Annotated in this window: 17 protein-coding genes; 15 read left to right on the top strand and 2 right to left on the bottom strand. The window is 69.8% G+C overall.

Features of this window, described 5'->3' with window-relative positions; genetic code table 11:
* Window positions 1–165 precede the first annotated feature (165 nt).
* The gene (gene rho, locus FM051_RS14440; protein ID WP_158843417.1) at window positions 166–2,316 is read left to right on the top strand and encodes a transcription termination factor Rho; all 2,151 of its coding nucleotides are present in this window, start codon (window positions 166–168) and stop codon (window positions 2,314–2,316) included.
* A gap of 109 nt (window positions 2,317–2,425) precedes the next feature.
* Here the strand turns inward: rho and FM051_RS14435 are convergent, their stop codons facing one another.
* Entirely contained in the window at window positions 2,426–2,833 is a 408-nt protein-coding gene (locus FM051_RS14435) for a hypothetical protein (protein ID WP_158843416.1), read from the bottom strand.
* A gap of 247 nt (window positions 2,834–3,080) precedes the next feature.
* Between FM051_RS14435 and rpmE the strand changes: the two genes are divergently transcribed.
* From rpmE to prmC, 5 genes are all read left to right on the top strand, one after another.
* On the top strand, window positions 3,081–3,293 hold the full coding sequence (gene rpmE / locus FM051_RS14430) for a 50S ribosomal protein L31 (RefSeq protein ID WP_158843415.1): 213 nt from the start codon (window positions 3,081–3,083) through the stop codon (window positions 3,291–3,293).
* Window positions 3,294–3,391: 98 nt separating this feature from the next.
* A complete protein-coding gene (prfA, locus tag FM051_RS14425) occupies window positions 3,392–4,447 on the top strand; it encodes a peptide chain release factor 1 (RefSeq protein WP_238412373.1) in 1,056 nt (351 codons plus the stop codon).
* Between the two features lie 20 nt (window positions 4,448–4,467).
* Window positions 4,468–5,676 carry an acyl-CoA thioesterase/bile acid-CoA:amino acid N-acyltransferase family protein gene (locus tag FM051_RS14420; RefSeq protein ID WP_158843414.1) on the top strand — a complete coding sequence of 403 codons (1,209 nt, stop codon included), beginning with the start codon at window positions 4,468–4,470 and terminating at the stop codon, window positions 5,674–5,676.
* A 10-nt stretch (window positions 5,677–5,686) separates the two neighbouring features.
* Window positions 5,687–7,072, top strand: a complete 1,386-nt coding sequence (gene lpdA / locus FM051_RS14415; RefSeq protein WP_158843413.1) for a dihydrolipoyl dehydrogenase — start codon at window positions 5,687–5,689, stop codon at window positions 7,070–7,072.
* Between the two features lie 20 nt (window positions 7,073–7,092).
* Window positions 7,093–7,962: a peptide chain release factor N(5)-glutamine methyltransferase gene (prmC, locus tag FM051_RS14410; protein WP_158843412.1), complete on the top strand. Its 870-nt coding sequence runs from the start codon at window positions 7,093–7,095 to the stop codon at window positions 7,960–7,962.
* Window positions 7,963–7,969: 7 nt separating this feature from the next.
* Here prmC and FM051_RS14405 read toward each other — a convergent pair whose 3' ends face one another.
* Window positions 7,970–8,644, bottom strand: coding sequence for a hypothetical protein (locus FM051_RS14405; RefSeq protein ID WP_158843411.1), 675 nt, complete (start codon window positions 8,642–8,644; stop codon window positions 7,970–7,972).
* Window positions 8,645–8,709: 65 nt separating this feature from the next.
* Between FM051_RS14405 and FM051_RS14400 the strand changes: the two genes are divergently transcribed.
* The 9 genes from FM051_RS14400 to atpA all read left to right on the top strand — a co-directional run bounded on the left by FM051_RS14400 (window position 8,710) and on the right by atpA (window position 16,303).
* Complete coding sequence (locus tag FM051_RS14400) at window positions 8,710–9,360, top strand: hypothetical protein (protein WP_158843410.1); 651 nt, start codon at window positions 8,710–8,712, stop codon at window positions 9,358–9,360.
* Window positions 9,361–9,403: 43 nt separating this feature from the next.
* Window positions 9,404–10,054, top strand: coding sequence for an L-threonylcarbamoyladenylate synthase (locus FM051_RS14395; RefSeq protein ID WP_158843409.1), 651 nt, complete (start codon window positions 9,404–9,406; stop codon window positions 10,052–10,054).
* A 98-nt stretch (window positions 10,055–10,152) separates the two neighbouring features.
* Window positions 10,153–11,313 (top strand): glycosyltransferase family 4 protein, encoded by a 1,161-nt coding sequence (locus FM051_RS14390; RefSeq protein ID WP_158843408.1) that lies wholly within the window; start codon window positions 10,153–10,155, stop codon window positions 11,311–11,313.
* A 168-nt stretch (window positions 11,314–11,481) separates the two neighbouring features.
* Entirely contained in the window at window positions 11,482–11,940 is a 459-nt protein-coding gene (locus FM051_RS14385; protein WP_158843407.1) for a Cg1360 family ATP-synthase-associated protein, read from the top strand.
* A 152-nt stretch (window positions 11,941–12,092) separates the two neighbouring features.
* Window positions 12,093–12,872: a F0F1 ATP synthase subunit A gene (atpB, locus tag FM051_RS14380; RefSeq protein ID WP_158843406.1), complete on the top strand. Its 780-nt coding sequence runs from the start codon at window positions 12,093–12,095 to the stop codon at window positions 12,870–12,872.
* A gap of 61 nt (window positions 12,873–12,933) precedes the next feature.
* Window positions 12,934–13,179 (top strand): ATP synthase subunit c family protein, encoded by a 246-nt coding sequence (locus FM051_RS14375; RefSeq protein ID WP_158843405.1) that lies wholly within the window; start codon window positions 12,934–12,936, stop codon window positions 13,177–13,179.
* 31 nt (window positions 13,180–13,210) lie between these two features.
* Entirely contained in the window at window positions 13,211–13,759 is a 549-nt protein-coding gene (locus FM051_RS14370) for a F0F1 ATP synthase subunit B (protein WP_158843404.1), read from the top strand.
* 10 nt (window positions 13,760–13,769) lie between these two features.
* Window positions 13,770–14,597: a F0F1 ATP synthase subunit delta gene (locus FM051_RS14365; protein WP_158843403.1), complete on the top strand. Its 828-nt coding sequence runs from the start codon at window positions 13,770–13,772 to the stop codon at window positions 14,595–14,597.
* Window positions 14,598–14,656: 59 nt separating this feature from the next.
* On the top strand, window positions 14,657–16,303 hold the full coding sequence (atpA, locus tag FM051_RS14360) for a F0F1 ATP synthase subunit alpha (protein ID WP_158843402.1): 1,647 nt from the start codon (window positions 14,657–14,659) through the stop codon (window positions 16,301–16,303).
* Window positions 16,304–16,305: the final 2 nt, after the last annotated feature.

The following is a 16,305-nucleotide window of genomic DNA, read 5'->3' as shown; positions in this document are numbered from 1 at the left end:
GCTCGCCGTGTGACCGAAGTCCCGCACCGGAGGACTCCGCTTTCGTGCGCGTTCCGCGCCGTCCGAAGTCCACCTGAACCGGGACGAAACTGCCGCACCGCATTCCGTCGGACGGCAGGTCCGCTGGGTCGCGTAGGAGGCGCGATTCGGTCAGGAAGGACATGTGTGACCAACACCGATGTACTGAGCAGCCAAGCTCCTGCTGCTCCCAATCCCGCTGCCAGCAGTTCCGGAGCCGAGGAGAACGCTCTGACCACCCCTTCGAACGGCAGCGCCACGCCGCGCAAGCGCGCGGGCCTCTCTGGAATGGTGCTGGCCGAACTCCGTGAACTCGCAGGTCAGTTGGGCATCACCGGCACGGCCGGCCTCCGCAAGGGCGACCTGATCGCGGCCATCAAGGAGCGGCAGGGCGGCACCTCCGGTCGGGGCAGTGCCGCGACGCCGCCCAAGGCCGAGAAGAAGGCCGAGGCGAAGGCCCCAGCGTCCAAGGCGGTCGTCGAGAAGGCGCCCGCGGTGGAGCGTGCCGCCGAGGCTCCCGCCCCGGTGGACAAGCCGACCCAGCAGCAACTCGACGTGGCCGAGCGGCCCGCCGGGGAGGAGGACGGCAACCGCCGCGGCAACCGCCGCCGCCGTTCCGCCAACCGCCCCGCGGGCAGCCCCGTCGAGGCGCCGTCCGGGGACGGGCAGCAGGCCCAGCCGCAGGCCGACCGGCCCGCCCAGGTGGACCGCCAGGTCGACCGTCAGGCGGAGCGGCCCCAGGTCGACCGCCAGCAGGCGGACCGTGCTCAGGGCGACCGTGCTCAGGGCGACCGCCAGCAGGCCGACCGCCAGCAGGGCGAGCGTGCCGAGCGGCAGGACCGCGGTGACCGCCAGGACCGCTCCGAGCAGCGCGAACAGCGCCAGGACCGGGGCGACCGCGGCAACCGCGGTGACCGGCAGGACCGCGGCGACCGGCAGGACCGGAGCGACCGCGGTGGCCGCGACGACCGGGGTGGCCGTGACGACCGCGGTGACCGCGGTGGCCGCGACCAGAACCGCAACCGGCAGCAGAGCGGTCCGAGCGACGACGGTGACGAGGACGGTGGCCGTCGCGGTCGCCGCTTCCGCGACCGCCGCCGCCGTGGTGGCCGCGTCGACGACGGTGGCGGCACGACCGACACCGAAGTGCGCGACGACGACGTCCTGCTGCCCGTGGCGGGCATCCTCGACGTGCTGGAGAACTACGCGTTCGTCCGCACCTCGGGCTACCTGGCCGGGCCGAACGACGTGTACGTGTCGTTGTCGCTGGTCCGCAAGTACGGGCTGCGTCGCGGCGACGCCCTCATCGGCGCCGTGCGGCAGCCGCGTGACGGCGAGCAGCAGCGCCAGAAGTTCAACCCCCTGGTGCGGGTGGACAAGATCAACGGCCTCGACCCGGAGGAGTCCCGCAACCGGCCGGACTTCACCAAGCTGACGCCGCTGTACCCGAACGAGCGCCTGCGCCTCGAGACGGAACCGCACATCCTCACCACGCGCGTCATCGACCTGGTGATGCCGATCGGCAAGGGCCAGCGCGCCCTCGTCGTGTCGCCGCCGAAGGCGGGCAAGACCTCGGTGCTCCAGTCGATCGCGAACGCGATCACGAAGAACAACCCCGAGTGCCACCTGATGGTGGTGCTGGTGGACGAGCGCCCCGAAGAGGTCACCGACATGCAGCGGTCGGTGAAGGGCGAGGTCATCGCCTCCACCTTCGACCGCCCGCCGTCGGACCACACCACGATCTCGGAACTGGCCATCGAACGGGCGAAGCGCCTGGTCGAGATGGGTCACGACGTGGTCGTGCTGCTGGACTCGATCACCCGGCTGGGCCGTGCCTACAACCTCGCGGCCCCCGCGAGCGGCCGGATCCTGTCCGGTGGTGTCGACTCGACCGCGCTGTACCCGCCGAAGAGGTTCCTGGGTGCGGCCCGGAACATCGAGGGCGGCGGCAGCCTCACCGTCATCGCGACGGCCCTGGTCGAGACCGGGTCCGCGGGTGACAGCGTGATCTTCGAGGAGTTCAAGGGCACGGGTAACGCCGAGCTCAAGCTCGACCGGAAGATCGCGGACAAGCGGACCTTCCCGGCGGTGGACGTGGACTCGTCCGGTACCCGCAAGGAAGACCTGCTGCTGTCGCCGGACGAGCTGGCGGTCATGCACAAGCTGCGCAGGGTGCTGCACGCCCTGGACAGCCAGCAGGCCATCGACCTGCTGCTGGACCGCCTGCGCAAGAGCCGCACGAACATCGAGTTCCTGATGCAGGTGGCCAAGACCACCCCGGGTGCGGACAACGACTGACCGCACCCGACCACCGAAGGCCCGTCCGGCACCACGCCGGGCGGGCCTTCGGGCGTCAGCGGCCGTGCCAGGTCGGCGGTGGTCGTGCCAGCTCAGCGGTTGTGCCAGGTCAACAGCGTGAGGCGGGTGCCGCACCGGCTTCGGCGAGCGCGGCCGTGCGGCGGCGTTCGAGGAAGTACTGGGCGACCAGCAGCGCGGTGACCGGCACGCCGAGGCACACGGCGGCCACCACGGGCACGCGCACGCCGTCCAGGAGCAGGCCGAGCACCAGCACGCACACCAGGTACGGCCAGCGCAGCCACCCGCGCTGCCACGCGGCGGTCCACTCGACCGTGCCCGACGCGGCGACGCCCACGGCGACACCCGCGCCGAACACGGGGCCCGACAGGGCGAGGTGGCCCGGAGCCCCCACCAGCACCCCGCCCAGTCCGGTGAGACCGAGGACGGCGGTGCTGAACAGGAACGGCACAGCCAGCCACGTGGTCAACGGCAGCGGACGTCCGACAGCGCACAACACGGGCACAGTGTGGCGTGGGCGCAACGTCGAATGACGCTCTGAGTAGTCCAGCGGTTACCTGGTGCGCCAGATGGTCGGCAACCGGCGGCGAGCGGCTGTGACGCCTGCCACCGGGAACAAGGGTGCCTGACCTCGCGTTGCAGTCGTAGACAGCCGATCTGGCACACTGTCGGGTCGAGTCCGGCTCCGGTTCACCTCGAAGAACAGCAACGAGGACCCGGCGGCCAACGAGGAAAGGGACGAGACGTTGAAGACCGGCATTCACCCCGAGTACGTGACGACCGAGGTCACCTGCGGTTGTGGCAACACCTTCACGACCCGCAGCACCAAGCCGTCCGGCTCCATCCACGTCGAGATCTGCGCCAACTGCCACCCGTTCTACACGGGCAAGCAGAAGATCCTCGACACCGGTGGTCGGGTCGCGCGCTTCGAGGCCCGCTACGGCAAGCGCGCCAAGTAGCTGCCAGAACGGCGTCCACCCCGATTCGCGGGTGGGCGCCGTTGTCGTCTCCGCACCCGCCGAGACCCCTCTAGCAAACCCAAGACCGGAGCAAGATCGTGACGTTGGACGCCCTGCTGGCCGAGCACGCCGAGCTGGAAGCCAAGCTCGCCGACCCCTCGGTGCACGCCGACCAGGCGGGCGCGCGCAAACTCGGCAAGCGCTACGCCGAGCTGACCCCGATCGTGAAGACGGCCCGCGAGCTGGAGCAGGCGAAGTCCGACCTGGAGACGGCCCGCGAGCTGGCCGCGGAGGACTCGACGTTCGCCGAGGAGGCCGAGGAGCTGGCCAAGGCCGTCCCGGCGCTGGAGTCGAAGCTGACCGAACTCCTGCTCCCGCGCGACCCGCACGACGGCGCGGACGTCGTGCTGGAGATCAAGTCCGGTGAGGGCGGCGAGGAGTCGGCCCTGTTCGCGGGCGACTTGCTGCGGATGTACCTGCGGTACGCCGAACGCCACGGCTGGAAAGCCGAAGTGCTCGACGGCACGGATTCCGACCTGGGCGGCTTCAAGGACGTCACGGTGGCCATCAAGAGCCGCACCGACACCCCTGACGGCGTGTGGTCGCGGCTGAAGTACGAGGGCGGCGTGCACCGCGTGCAGCGGGTGCCGGTGACCGAGTCGCAGGGGCGCATCCACACCTCCGCCGCCGGTGTCCTGGTGTTCCCGGAGACCGAGGACGTCGAGATCGAGATCGACGAGAACGACCTGCGGGTGGACGTGTTCCGCTCGTCCGGCAAGGGCGGCCAGAGCGTCAACACGACCGACTCGGCGGTGCGCATCACGCACCTGCCCACCGGCATCGTGGTGTCCTGCCAGAACGAGCGCAGCCAGCTGCAGAACAAGGCGCGCGCCATGCAGGTGCTCCAGGCGCGGCTGACCGCGTTGGCCGAGGAGAAGCAGCAGCAGGAGGCGTCGGACGCCCGGCGCGTCCAGATCCGCACGGTCGACCGGTCCGAGCGGGTGCGGACCTACAACTTCCCGGAATCACGCATCTCCGACCACCGTGTCGGGTACAAAGCGCATAACCTGGATCAAGTGCTCGACGGCGATCTGGACGCGGTTCTCGACGCGCTGGCGGCGGCTGACCGCGCGGAGCGACTCGCCGGCGGGTGACGCGACGAGAGGGGCGCGCGATGGCGGAACTCCTGGTGAACCCGCAGAGCGCCCCGCTCGACACGGCGGTGGAGATCGTGCTGAGAGGCCTGCGGCCGGATCAGCCCGTGACGTTGCGTGCGACCACCGGTGACCATGCGTCGTCGGCGGTGTTCCTGGCGGACGAGCGCGGCGTGGTGGACGTGACGCGGCACGCCCCGATCGAGGGCTCGTACGCGGGTGTTGACCCGATGGGGCTGTTCTGGTCGATGACGCCGACGCCCGACGACCCGCTTCCGTGCACGATCGTCGAGGCGGTCGGCGTCGGCCGGGTCGAGCTGGACCGCCGCACCGTGCCCGTGGGCGTGCGGCGGACCGAAGTCGCCGAGAACGGCCTGGTCGGCGTGCTGTTCGAGCCGGACGACGACGAAACCCACCCCGGCGTGGTGGTGCTGAGCGGGTCCGAGGGCGGCCTGCACGAGCTGGACGCCGCGCTGCTCGCGGGCCACGGGTTCGCCGCGTTGACGCTCGCCCACTTCGGTGTGCCGGGCACGCCGGACGACCTGGTCGAGATCCCGTTGGAGAACATCGGCCGGGGCATCGACTTCCTCAAGGAGCGCGCGGGCGAGGTCGGCGTCATCGGTGGTTCGCGCGGCGGGGAGCTGGCGCTGTTGGCCGGTGCGACGTTCCCGCAGGTCAGGGCCGTGGTGAGCGTGGTCGGCAGTGGTGTGGTGACGCAGTGCGTCGGGCCCGGCTCCCGGTTGCTGACGAAGCTGGACCACGAGGCCGCGTCGTGGACGTTCAAGGGCAGGCCGCTGCCGTACCTGCCGTACTCGATCCCGGACGAGCTGCGCCGGCGCGTCGTGAACGGCGAGCCGGTGCCGCTGCGGCTGGCGTTCGACCTCACCGACGGCATCCCGGAGGACACCGAGATCCCGGTCGAGCGGATCGCCGGGGGTGTGTTGCTCCTCTCATCCGGGCAGGACGAGTCGTGGCCGTGCCTGGAGCTGAGCGAGGTCGCCGCGCGCCGGTTGGCCGAGCACGGGCACCCGCACCGGCACGAGCACGTGGTGTACCCCGAGGCAGGACACCTGATCGCGGGCCCGCCGCACCGGCCGACCACGGATGTCGTCATTCCCGGTCCCGGCGTGCGGTTCTCCGTGGGCGGCACGCCCGCCGCCACCGCCGCCGCGCGGGCCGACGCGTGGCGTCGCACGGTTGAGTTCTTGTCGGACCAACTGGGCACCTAATGTGTCGCTTATGAGCGCACACTTTGACGTCGTGGTCCTCGGTGCGGGGCCAGGCGGGTACGTCGCCGCGATCCGCTCGGCCCAGCTGGGGCTGAAGACGGCGGTCATCGAGGAGCGTTACTGGGGCGGGGTCTGCCTGAACGTGGGCTGCATCCCGTCGAAGGCGCTCCTGCGCAACGCGGAGCTCGCCCACCTGTTCACACACGAGCAGAAGACCTACGGCATCCAGGTCGAAGGCACGGTCAAGTTCGACTACGGCGTCGCGTACGAGCGCAGCCGCAAGGTCGCGGACGGGCGCGTCAAGGGCGTGCACTTCCTGATGAAGAAGAACGGCATCACCGAGTACAACGGTCGGGGGACGTTCGTCGACGCGAACACCATCCAGGTGGGTGACGAGACCGTCACGTTCTCGCACGCGATCATCGCGGCCGGTGCGACGACCCGCCTCCTGCCGGGGACGAAGCTGTCCGACCGGGTGGTGACGTACGAAGAGCAGATCATGTCGCAGGACCTGCCCGAGAGCGTCATCATCGCGGGTGCGGGCGCCATCGGCGTCGAGTTCGCGTACGTGCTGCACAACTACGGCGTGAAGGTCACCATCGTCGAGTTCCTGGACCGCGTGGTGCCGCTGGAGGACGTCGAGGTCTCGACCGAGCTGGCCAAGCGGTACAAGCGGCTGGGCATCGACGTGCGCACGTCCACCAGGGTCGAGTCGATCGACGACTCCGGCTCCCGCGTGCGCGTGACCGTGTCGAAGGACGGCAAGCAGGAGGTCCTGGAGGCCGACAAGGTCCTGCAGGCCATCGGCTTCCAGCCCCGGGTCGAGGGCTACGGCCTGGAGAACACCGGTGTGCAGCTCACCGAGCGCGGTGCGATCGCCATCGACGGCCGGTGCCGCACGAACGTGGACAACATCTTCGCCATCGGTGACGTGACGGCGAAGCTGATGCTGGCGCACGCCGCCGAGTCCATGGGCGTCATCGCCGCGGAGACCATCGCGGGCGCGGAGACCATGGAGCTGGACTACGTGATGATCCCGCGCGCCACCTACTGCCAGCCGCAGATCGCGTCGTTCGGGTGGACCGAGGCGCAGGCCCGGGAGAAGGGCTTCGACGTCCGGGTGGCGAAGTTCCCGTTCACCGCGAACGGGAAGGCGCACGGCATCGGCGACTCGGCCGGGTTCGTGAAGCTGATCAGCGACGCCAAGTACGGCGAGCTGCTCGGCGGTCACCTGATCGGACCGGACGTGACCGAGCTGCTGCCCGAGCTGACGCTGGCGCAGCAGTGGGACCTGACCGTGCACGAGGTGGCGCGCAACGTGCACGCGCACCCGACGTTGGGCGAGGCGGTCAAGGAAGCGGTGCACGGCCTGGCCGGACACATGATCAACTTCTGATCTGGCCTACCCTTTCCGGTATGACCCGACACCCGCTGCGGCTGGCCATCATCGAAGCGGAACGCATGCTGGCCGCGGCGGGTGTGGACAGTCCGCGGGTGGACGCCGAGCTGCTGGCCGCCCACGTGCTCGGCGTCGAGCGGTCGCGGCTGCCCCTGATCCCGTTGGTCGACCCGCCGGTGGTGGACGCGCTGCACAAGGTCGTGGTGCAGCGCGCGAAGCGCATCCCGTTGCAGCACATCACCGGCCGGTCGCACCTGGGCGGCGTGGACCTGGAGGTCGGTCCGGGCGTGTTCGTCCCGCGCCCGGAGACCGAGCTGATGCTCGAATGGGGACTGTCCACAGTGGCCGCGTCGGCGGGGTCCGCTCCGGTCGTCGTGGACCTGTGCACGGGCTCCGGCGCGCTCGCCCTCGCCGTGGCGCACCGGCTGCCCCGCGCGTCCGTGCACGCGCTCGAGCGCGACCACGCCGCGCTGGCCTGGGCGCGCCGCAACGCCGAGGCCCGCAGCGCCGCCGGCGACACCCCGATCACGCTCCACGCGGGCGACGTGACCGCGCCGGACGTCCTGTCCGATCTGGACGGCGAGGTGGACCTGGTCCTGTGCAACCCGCCGTACGTGCCGGACGCGACCGAGGTCCAGCCCGAAGTCGCCGACCACGACCCGCGCCAGGCCGTCTTCGGCGGACCGGACGGCCTCGACGTGATCCGGCACGTCGTCGCCCTGGCCGCCCGCCTGCTCAAGCCCGGCGGCCACGTGGCGATCGAGCACGACGACACCCAGGGCGAGTCGGTGCCCGCCCTGCTCGCCGCCCGCCGCGTCCTCACCGACGCCGCCGACCACCCCGACCTGGCCGGCCGCCCCCGCTACGCCACCGCCCGCCGCGTCTGACCCGCTGTCAAGGGCCGGCCAGTTCGATCATCCGGGCCAGCCGTGCGCGGGTCGTCTCCCACTCCTCGGGTGGGCCTGCGGAGTAGAGGACGTATTCGACGCCGTTCGACTCCCAGAACGCGGTGGCCACTCGTTTCGGGCCGGAGGTCGCGCTTTCGTCGAATTCCCAGCTGACCGCCGGGTGGCTCCGGATCGTGGTCGCGGAGAGCGTCACCCGGCGGTGGCCGGGTTCACGTTCGCGCTGCGCGGCGGCCTCGGTGATGCGGTCCAGCAGCGGTTTCGAGGAGTCGGTGACCGGTGCTCCGCCCAACCTCACCTCGCGGCGTGGAGACGTCGGATCGGCGGCCACGAGGGTGGTGTCGACCGTGCCGGTGGTGACCGGCCACTGCACGGGGATCGCGGTGACGAGGCCGTTCGGCGCTTCTACCCGTTTGAGGTCCGGGGGCAGGTTCGCCGTGGTGGTGGTCGTGGTGACCGGAGTGGTCGACGTCGTGGACTCCGCGGCCGTGGTCGTCGTGGTGGTGATTACCGGGAGCGCCGGTGTCGTCGCCGCAGCGGCGGCGGTCGGCTCGGGCGGCTGGGTGTCCAACGTCAGATAGCCCGCCGTGGCCGCCACGGCGACGTACACGGCGGCGAAGGACAACGCGAGGGGAAGGGCGCCGATCTGGTTTTTCGCATTCACCGGACGCCTCACCATCGGGATAATCTGGACGTCAACGCTCCGGCGAGTAAAACGGAGAACCGGCAATGCCTGTCAATGGGCCGAACGAGTGGAGCGCATTGCGCACCTGGCTCGCCGACCGCGTCGCGCGCCCGATCGACCTCGCCGGTTTCGCCGAACTCGACCGCGTCCGCCTCACCCGCTCGCTCGCCGCCGTGACCAGAACCCTGGGCGAAGGCCACGTCGACGAGAGCCACGTCGCGGCCGCCGTGGTGCGCGGCGAACTCGACCACGGCGGCAGCCCGAGGGCGAACGACCTCCTGCGCTCGCACCTGGCCACAGCTCTCGCCGCACGAACCGCCGAAGTCCGCAGCATCACCCCGGACGGCGGGCTCGCCGTCACCGACCGCCACCAGCTGGCCGAGTGCCGCGCCCTCGCCGACGAGATCCTGGCGCTGAGCCCCGACCCGGAGCTGATCGCGTTCGCGGTCGACCTCCAGCACCGCCTCGACCGCGCGCAACGCTGGCGCTGGGTCGAACCGGACGTGTGGACGGCGGCCGTCGTCGCCCTCGCGGTCCTGGTGCTGCCGTTCGTCGGCAGCGCGATCGACAACCCCGTGGTCACCGCCGCCGGCGTGCTCGTGGGCGGCGCGCTCGTCTTCGGTTTCGTGATGACGCACCGCAAACCGCAGTGGGCCGTCGACGCGGACACCGCCTTCCGCCGACCCCGTCCATGACCTCCGCCGCTGCCCTCCGCCGTGCTGTGCTTGGATCACCAACGTGAGCACGGTCTACGATTGCAGCGTCCAGGCTGATCGGGCGGCAGGCCTCGCCGCCGCCGCGGGCGCGGTGCGCTCCGGGCGCCTCGTGGTCCTCCCCACCGACACCGTCTACGGCATCGGCTGCGACGCGTTCGAAGCGTCCGCCGTCCGCTCCCTGCTGGAAGCCAAGGGCCGGGGCCCGGACATGCCGGTACCGGTGCTGGTCGGTTCGTGGACCACCATCGACGGTCTGGTCCTCAGCGTCCCCAGGCAGGCACGCGCGCTGATCGAGGCGTTCTGGCCGGGCGGGCTGTCCCTCGTCCTGCCGCACGCGCCGTCGCTGTCGTGGGACCTCGGTCACACGCGCGGCACGGTGATGCTGCGCATGCCGCTGCACCCGGTCGCCCTCGAACTGCTCCGCGACGTCGGCCCGATGGCCGTGTCCAGTGCGAACAAGTCCGGCTTCCCGCCCGCCGGCACCGCCCAGGAGGCCAGGGACCAGCTCGGCGAGGACGTCGGCGTGTACCTGGACGGTGGTCCGGCCGTGGAGAACACCGCCTCCACCATCGTCGACCTGACCGGCCCGGACCCGGTCGTGCTGCGCGAAGGCGCGGTGCCGCTCGCCGAGGTGTCCAAGGCGCTCGGCGTCGAAGTCGAGGTCGCCCGCTAGTGGATCTTCCCGATCGGAGTAGCGTGGTGGTCCCATCGACCGAACCACATGATCACGTCGATCCACCCGACACCCCATTGCCGAGGGGCTAGCCTGCCGTGGGCCAGTTGCCTGCCGTGTCCAACGTCCTCCCCGTCCGGGAGTACCTGCTCGTCGCGCTGACCGCCGCGGTCGTGACGTTCCTGCTCGTCGGCCTGGTGCGCGCGCTGGCGTTCAAGATCGGCGCGGTCGCCTACCCGCGCCAACGCGACGTGCACGTCAAGCCCATGCCGCGGATGGGCGGGCTCGCCATGTACGGCGGGGTGCTGGGCGGGATGCTGCTCGCGCACCAGCTGCCGGTGCTGCGGTCGGCGTTCGACTTCTCCTACGACCCGTACGCGGTGATCGTGGGCGGCGGCGTGATCGTCCTGGTCGGCGTGCTGGACGACCGGTTCGAGCTCGACTCCCTGACGAAACTCGCCGGCCAGGTCACCGCGGCGGGCATCCTGGTGCTGTTCGGTCTCCAGTGGCTGTACTTCTGGGTGCCGTGGGGCGACGGCGACGGGAGCACCGGGTCGCTGCTGTCGCTGGACCAGAACCAGGGCGCGATCCTGAGCGTGCTGCTGGCCGTGACCATGGTCAACGCGATGAACTTCGTGGACGGCCTGGACGGCCTCGCGGCGGGCATCGGCCTCATCGCCGCCGCGGCCACCTGCGTGTTCTCCATCGGCCTGCTGGCCAACAACGGCGGTGACGTGGGCGCGTACCCGCCCGCGCTGATCGCCGCCACGCTGGCCGGCGCGTGCCTGGGCTTCCTGCCGCACAACTTCAACCCGGCGCGCATCTTCATGGGCGACTCCGGGTCGATGCTGATCGGCCTGATGCTCGCCGCGGCCACCATCTCCGCCTCCGGCAAGATCAACTACGAGTCCGTGCGCGCGACCGAGGTCCTCGGCCTGCTCTCGCCGCTGGTCGTGGTGGCCGCCGTGCTGTTCGTGCCGCTGCTCGACCTGCTGATGGCCGTGGTGCGGCGCACCCGGCGCGGCGAGAGCCCGTTCTCCGCGGACAAGATGCACCTGCACCACCGGCTGCTGGAGATCGGCCACTCCCAGCGCCGCGCGGTGCTGTTGATCTACTTGTGGGCGGGTGTGCTGGCGTTCGGCGCGGTCGCGTTGACGTTGTTCGACGTCGTCGTGGTGGTCTGGTGCCTCGCCATCGGACTTGTTCTCGCACTGTTGGTCTCCGCGATTCCCAGACTTCGCGAAGTGCGCCGCTCCTGACGGGCGGTGCCGTCCGTCCCTCGAGCCGATCCCGAACCGACACACCGGACGGCCCCGAAGCGGCGTGCGACGCCGCGATCGACCTCGACCTGACGTTCTGCAGCCCCGATGGTGGGGCGACCACCAAGACCTCTTTACACTCGGTATCGACCAGTGGGAAGGGGTGACATGAGCCAGGACAGTTCTCAGGCCAAGACGGAGTGGACCCACGAGGCCGTCGTGCAGCGACTCGCCGGCGAGATGTACCGCGGCGCGCTGTGGGCGGCGCTCGCGACCGTTGCCGTCGGCGCGGTTCTGTGGACCGTGCTGGCCGGTGTCCCCGGCCTGGTCAGCGCCCTCATCGGCGGTGCGCTCGCCTGCTTGTCGTCGGTCCTGACGCTGGTGGTGATGCGCAAGACCGCCGCGTTGCCGCTGCAGGTCATCATGGTCGCCGCGTTCGCCGGGTTCCTCGGCAAGCTCCTGCTGCTGATCGCGGTGATGTTGCTGGTGCGCAGGTTCCCGGAGCTGAACGACAACGCGCTCGCCATCACGATGGTGTCGACCATCCTCGTGGCCACCTTCATGGAGGTGCGCGCCTCCAAGCGCAGTCGCAGTCAGATGGTCGTCCCGACCCCTGGAAACACCTGATCTACCGACTGGTACGGTGCGCGCAAGACGGGACACCCAGGTAGGTGGGGTGCCTCTCGCAGGCGCTTGCGGTCCGTAAGGTACGTTAAGTCCCGATCGTGACGATTCCCCCGGCGGAGTGAACGCCGGCCGGGAGAACCGGAAGGAACACAGTGACCACGATGGTGCTGGCTGCGGGTGATGAGTTCGTCGCACCCGGTGTGAAGGACTTCTTCCTGCCACCGATCTTCGGCGAAGTCACCAAGCCCATGGTGCTTCTGGTGCTCTCGATCCTGATCATCGGTGTGTTCTTCATCGCGGCGACCCGCAACCTGAAGCTCGTCCCGAGCAAGTTCCAGTTCGCTGCGGAGTCGCTCTACGACGTCGGGCGCAACTCGATCGCGCGAGAGCAGATCGGCGCCAAGGACTTCCGGCCGTACGTGCCGCTGGTCCTCACGATCTTCACGTTCATCCTGGTGAACAACCTGTTCGGGCTCATCCCGTTCGTGCAGTTCCCCACGATGTCGCACATCGGCTTCCCGTTGGCCGTGTCGTTGCTCGTCGTTTACCCGGTGTACCACTTCGCCGGGATCCGTCGACACGGCCTCGTCGGCTACCTGAAGAACCAGACGATGCCGCCCGGTGCGCCGTGGTTCGTGCTGCCGCTGCTGATCCCGATCGAGTTCTTCCAGAAGTTCGTGCTGAACCCGCTCACGCTCGCGATCCGAGTTTTCGCGGCCATGTTCGCGGGGCACCTGCTGCTGCTGGTGTTCACCCTTTCGGGCGAGTACCTGCTGTTCGCGGGCGGAGTCACCGTGGTGGTGGCGCCCGTCGCCTTCTTCTTCGCCATCGCATTGACGTTCCTCGAAGCGCTGATCATGGTGTTGCAGGCCTACATTTTCGCTCTGCTGTCAGCCAGCTACATCGGCGCGGCGCTGGCTGAAGAGCACTGAGAAATATCAAGCCTCCGATCCGCGGGTGTTCCGCGGACCGAAGTGAAAGGGAACAGCACAAGTGAGCGCTATCACTGTTGCGCAGAACGCCTTCGACCTCAACCCGGGTCTGGCGGCCATCGGCTACGGCCTCGCGGCCATCGGCCCCGGCATCGGCGTGGGTCTGATCTTCTCCTCGGTCATCAGCGGCACCGCCCGTCAGCCCGAGGCCCGCGGCGTGCTGCTGGGCCTGGCCTGGACCACGTTCGCCATCGTCGAGGTGCTCGCGCTGCTCGGCTTCGTCGTCTACTTCCTCGCCACCGGCTGATCCCGTTCATCGCATTTAGGAGAGGTTTGTGATGAATACCCTCGTCTTGGCTGCAGAAGAAGGGGCGATCAACCCGGTTCTTCCGCACACGTCGGAGATCATCCTCGGCCTGATCGCGTTCCTGCTGCTGTTCTTCGTCATCAAGAAGTTCGTGTCGCCGCGCTTCGAGACGTTGTACGCGGAACGTGCCGCCAAGATCGAGGGCGGGATCGAGAAGGCCGAGCAGGCTCAGGCGCAGGCCCAGCAGGCGCTGGAGCAGTACAAGGCGCAGCTCGCCGAGGCACGCGCCGAGGCGGCCCGCATCCGCGACGACGCCCGCATCGAGGGTGAGCAGATCATCAGCGAGCTGCGCGCCAAGGCGCAGGAGGAGTCCGCGCGGATCGTCGCGCAGGGGCAGACCCAGCTCGAGACGCAGCGCGCGCAGATCGTCGCGGAGCTGCGGGGCGAGTTGGGCCGACTGGCCATCGACCTGGCGGACCGGGTCGTCGGCGAGTCGCTGGAGGACGAGGTGCGCCGCCGGGGCACCGTCGACCGCTTCCTCTCCGAGCTCGACGGCACGTCGGCTCCGGCCGTCAAGTGAGGGAACGCCGATGACGCTGCACGCCGCCAGCCGTGAGGCCCTGGCCGCCGCCGAACTGCGGCTGCTGGAGGTCGTCGACGGCACGAAGGACAGCGCGGCCCTGGGCAAGCTGGGCAACGAGCTGTTCGCGGTCGTGAGCCTGCTGTCGGCGCAGCCCGCGCTGCGCCGGGCGCTGGCCGACAACTCCTCCGATGCGGAGGCCCGCGAACAGCTGCTGCACGGTCTGCTCGACGGCAAGGTCGACGACGTGACCGTGCAGGTGCTGGCCACGGTCGTCACCGCCCGCTGGTCCAGCCCGCGCGAGCTGGTCGACGGCGTCGAGTCGCTGGCCCGTACCACGCTGCTGGTGCGGGCGGAGCGGGACGGCGTCCTCGACTCGGTCGAGGACGAGCTGTTCCGGCTCGGCCGCATCATCGCGGGCAACCACGACCTGGAGCTGGCGCTGTCCGACCCGACGGCGGAGCCCGCCGGCAAGGTCGCGCTGGTCGACGGCCTCGTGGCGGGCAAGGTCGACGAGACCACCAAGACCCTGGTGGACCAGCTCGTCCGCGAACCCCGCGGCCTGGGGGTCGTCAACGGCCTGAGCGACCTCGCGTCGCTCGCGGCCAAGCGTCGGGAACGTTCCGTCGCCTACGTCCGTTCCGCCGTCGAGTTGGACGCGGCGCAGCAGGACCGCCTCGAAGCCACGCTGACCCGGATCTACTCCAGGCCGATCGCACTGCACGTGGAGGTCGACCCCACGCTGCGCGGTGGCCTGCTGATCAAGATCGGCGACGAAGTCATCGACGGAAGCGTGGCCGGTCGGCTGGCGTCACTGCGCCGCGACCTCGCCGGCTGACCGACCGGAACCGCGGCCCACAAGCCCCTTTCCCAGAACGAAGTGAGAGCAGGAACGACATGGCGGAGCTGACGATCTCGTCGGACGAGATCCGCAGTGCGATCGAGAAGTACGTCTCGACCTACTCCCCGGAAGTCAGCCGGGAAGAGGTCGGCGTCGTCGCGGAGACCTACGACGGCATCGCCATCGTCGAGGGTCTGCCCGGCACCATGACCAACGAGCTGCTGGAGTTCCCCGGCGGCGTGCTCGGCGTGGCCCTGAACCTGGAAGTCCGCCAGATCGGCGCGGTCATCCTGGGTGACTTCGACAAGATCGAAGAAGGCCAGGAGGTCAAGCGGACCGGCCAGGTGCTCTCCGTGCCGGTCGGCGACGGCTTCCTGGGCCGCGTGGTGAACCCGCTCGGCCAGCCGATCGACGGCCTCGGCGACATCGTGGCCGACGACAACCGCGCCCTGGAGCTCCAGGCCGCGTCGGTGCTGCAGCGCCAGCCGGTGAACGAGCCGATGCAGACCGGCATCAAGGCCATCGACTCGATGACCCCGATCGGTCGCGGTCAGCGCCAGCTGATCATCGGCGACCGCAAGACCGGCAAGACCGCGGTCTGCATCGACACGATCATCAACCAGAAGAAGGCCTGGGAGTCGGGCGACCCGAAGCAGCAGGTCCGCTGCGTCTACGTCGCCATCGGCCAGAAGGGCTCCACCATCGCGGGCGTCAAGACCGCGCTGGAGGAGGCGGGCGCGCTGGAGTACACCACCATCGTCGCCGCCCCCGCGTCCGACTCGGCCGGCTTCAAGTGGCTCGCGCCGTACACCGGCTCGGCCATCGGCCAGCACTGGATGTACCAGGGCAAGCACGTCCTGATCATCTTCGACGACCTGACCAAGCAGGCGGAGGCGTACCGCGCCATCTCGCTGCTGCTGCGCCGCCCGCCGGGCCGCGAGGCGTACCCGGGCGACGTCTTCTACTTGCACTCGCGCCTGCTGGAGCGCTGCGCGAAGCTGTCCGACGAGATGGGCGGCGGCTCGATGACCGGTCTGCCGATCATCGAGACCAAGGCCAACGACGTGTCGGCGTACATCCCGACCAACGTCATCTCGATCACCGACGGCCAGTGCTTCCTCGAGTCCGACCTGTTCAACGCCGGTGTGCGCCCGGCCGTCAACGTGGGTATCTCGGTGTCCCGCGTCGGTGGCGCCGCGCAGATCAAGGCGATGAAGGACGTCGCGGGCTCGCTGCGGCTGGACCTGTCGCAGTTCCGCGAGCTGGAGGCGTTCTCCGCCTTCGCCTCCGACCTGGACGCCGCTTCGCGCGCCCAGCTGGAGCGCGGCGCGCGCCTGGTCGAGCTGCTCAAGCAGGGCCAGTACTCGCCGGTGCCGGTCGAGGAGCAGGTCGTCTCGATCTTCCTCGGCACCAGGGGTCACTACGACGACCTCCCGGTGGGCGACGTCCGCCGCTTCGAGTCGGAGTTCCTGGACCACGTGCGGCGCGGCCACGACGTGATCCTGTCGGACATCCGTGAGTCGAAGAAGTTGTCCAAGGACGCCGAGCAGGGCATCGTTGACGCTGTCAACGCGTTCAAGCAGCAGTTCACCGCATCGAACGGCGCCCCGGTGGTCAACGAGGCGCAGGCCGACGCGATGGACGCCGACAAGGTCGGACAGGAGTCGGTGAAGGTCAACCGACCCGCTCCGACCAAGAAGTGACG

The organism is Saccharothrix deserti, assembly GCF_009769385.1.
Lineage (GTDB): Bacteria > Actinomycetota > Actinomycetes > Mycobacteriales > Pseudonocardiaceae > Actinosynnema > Actinosynnema deserti.
Note: the sequence above shows the minus strand (reverse complement) of the source record. Positions and strands in the feature narration are given on the sequence as shown.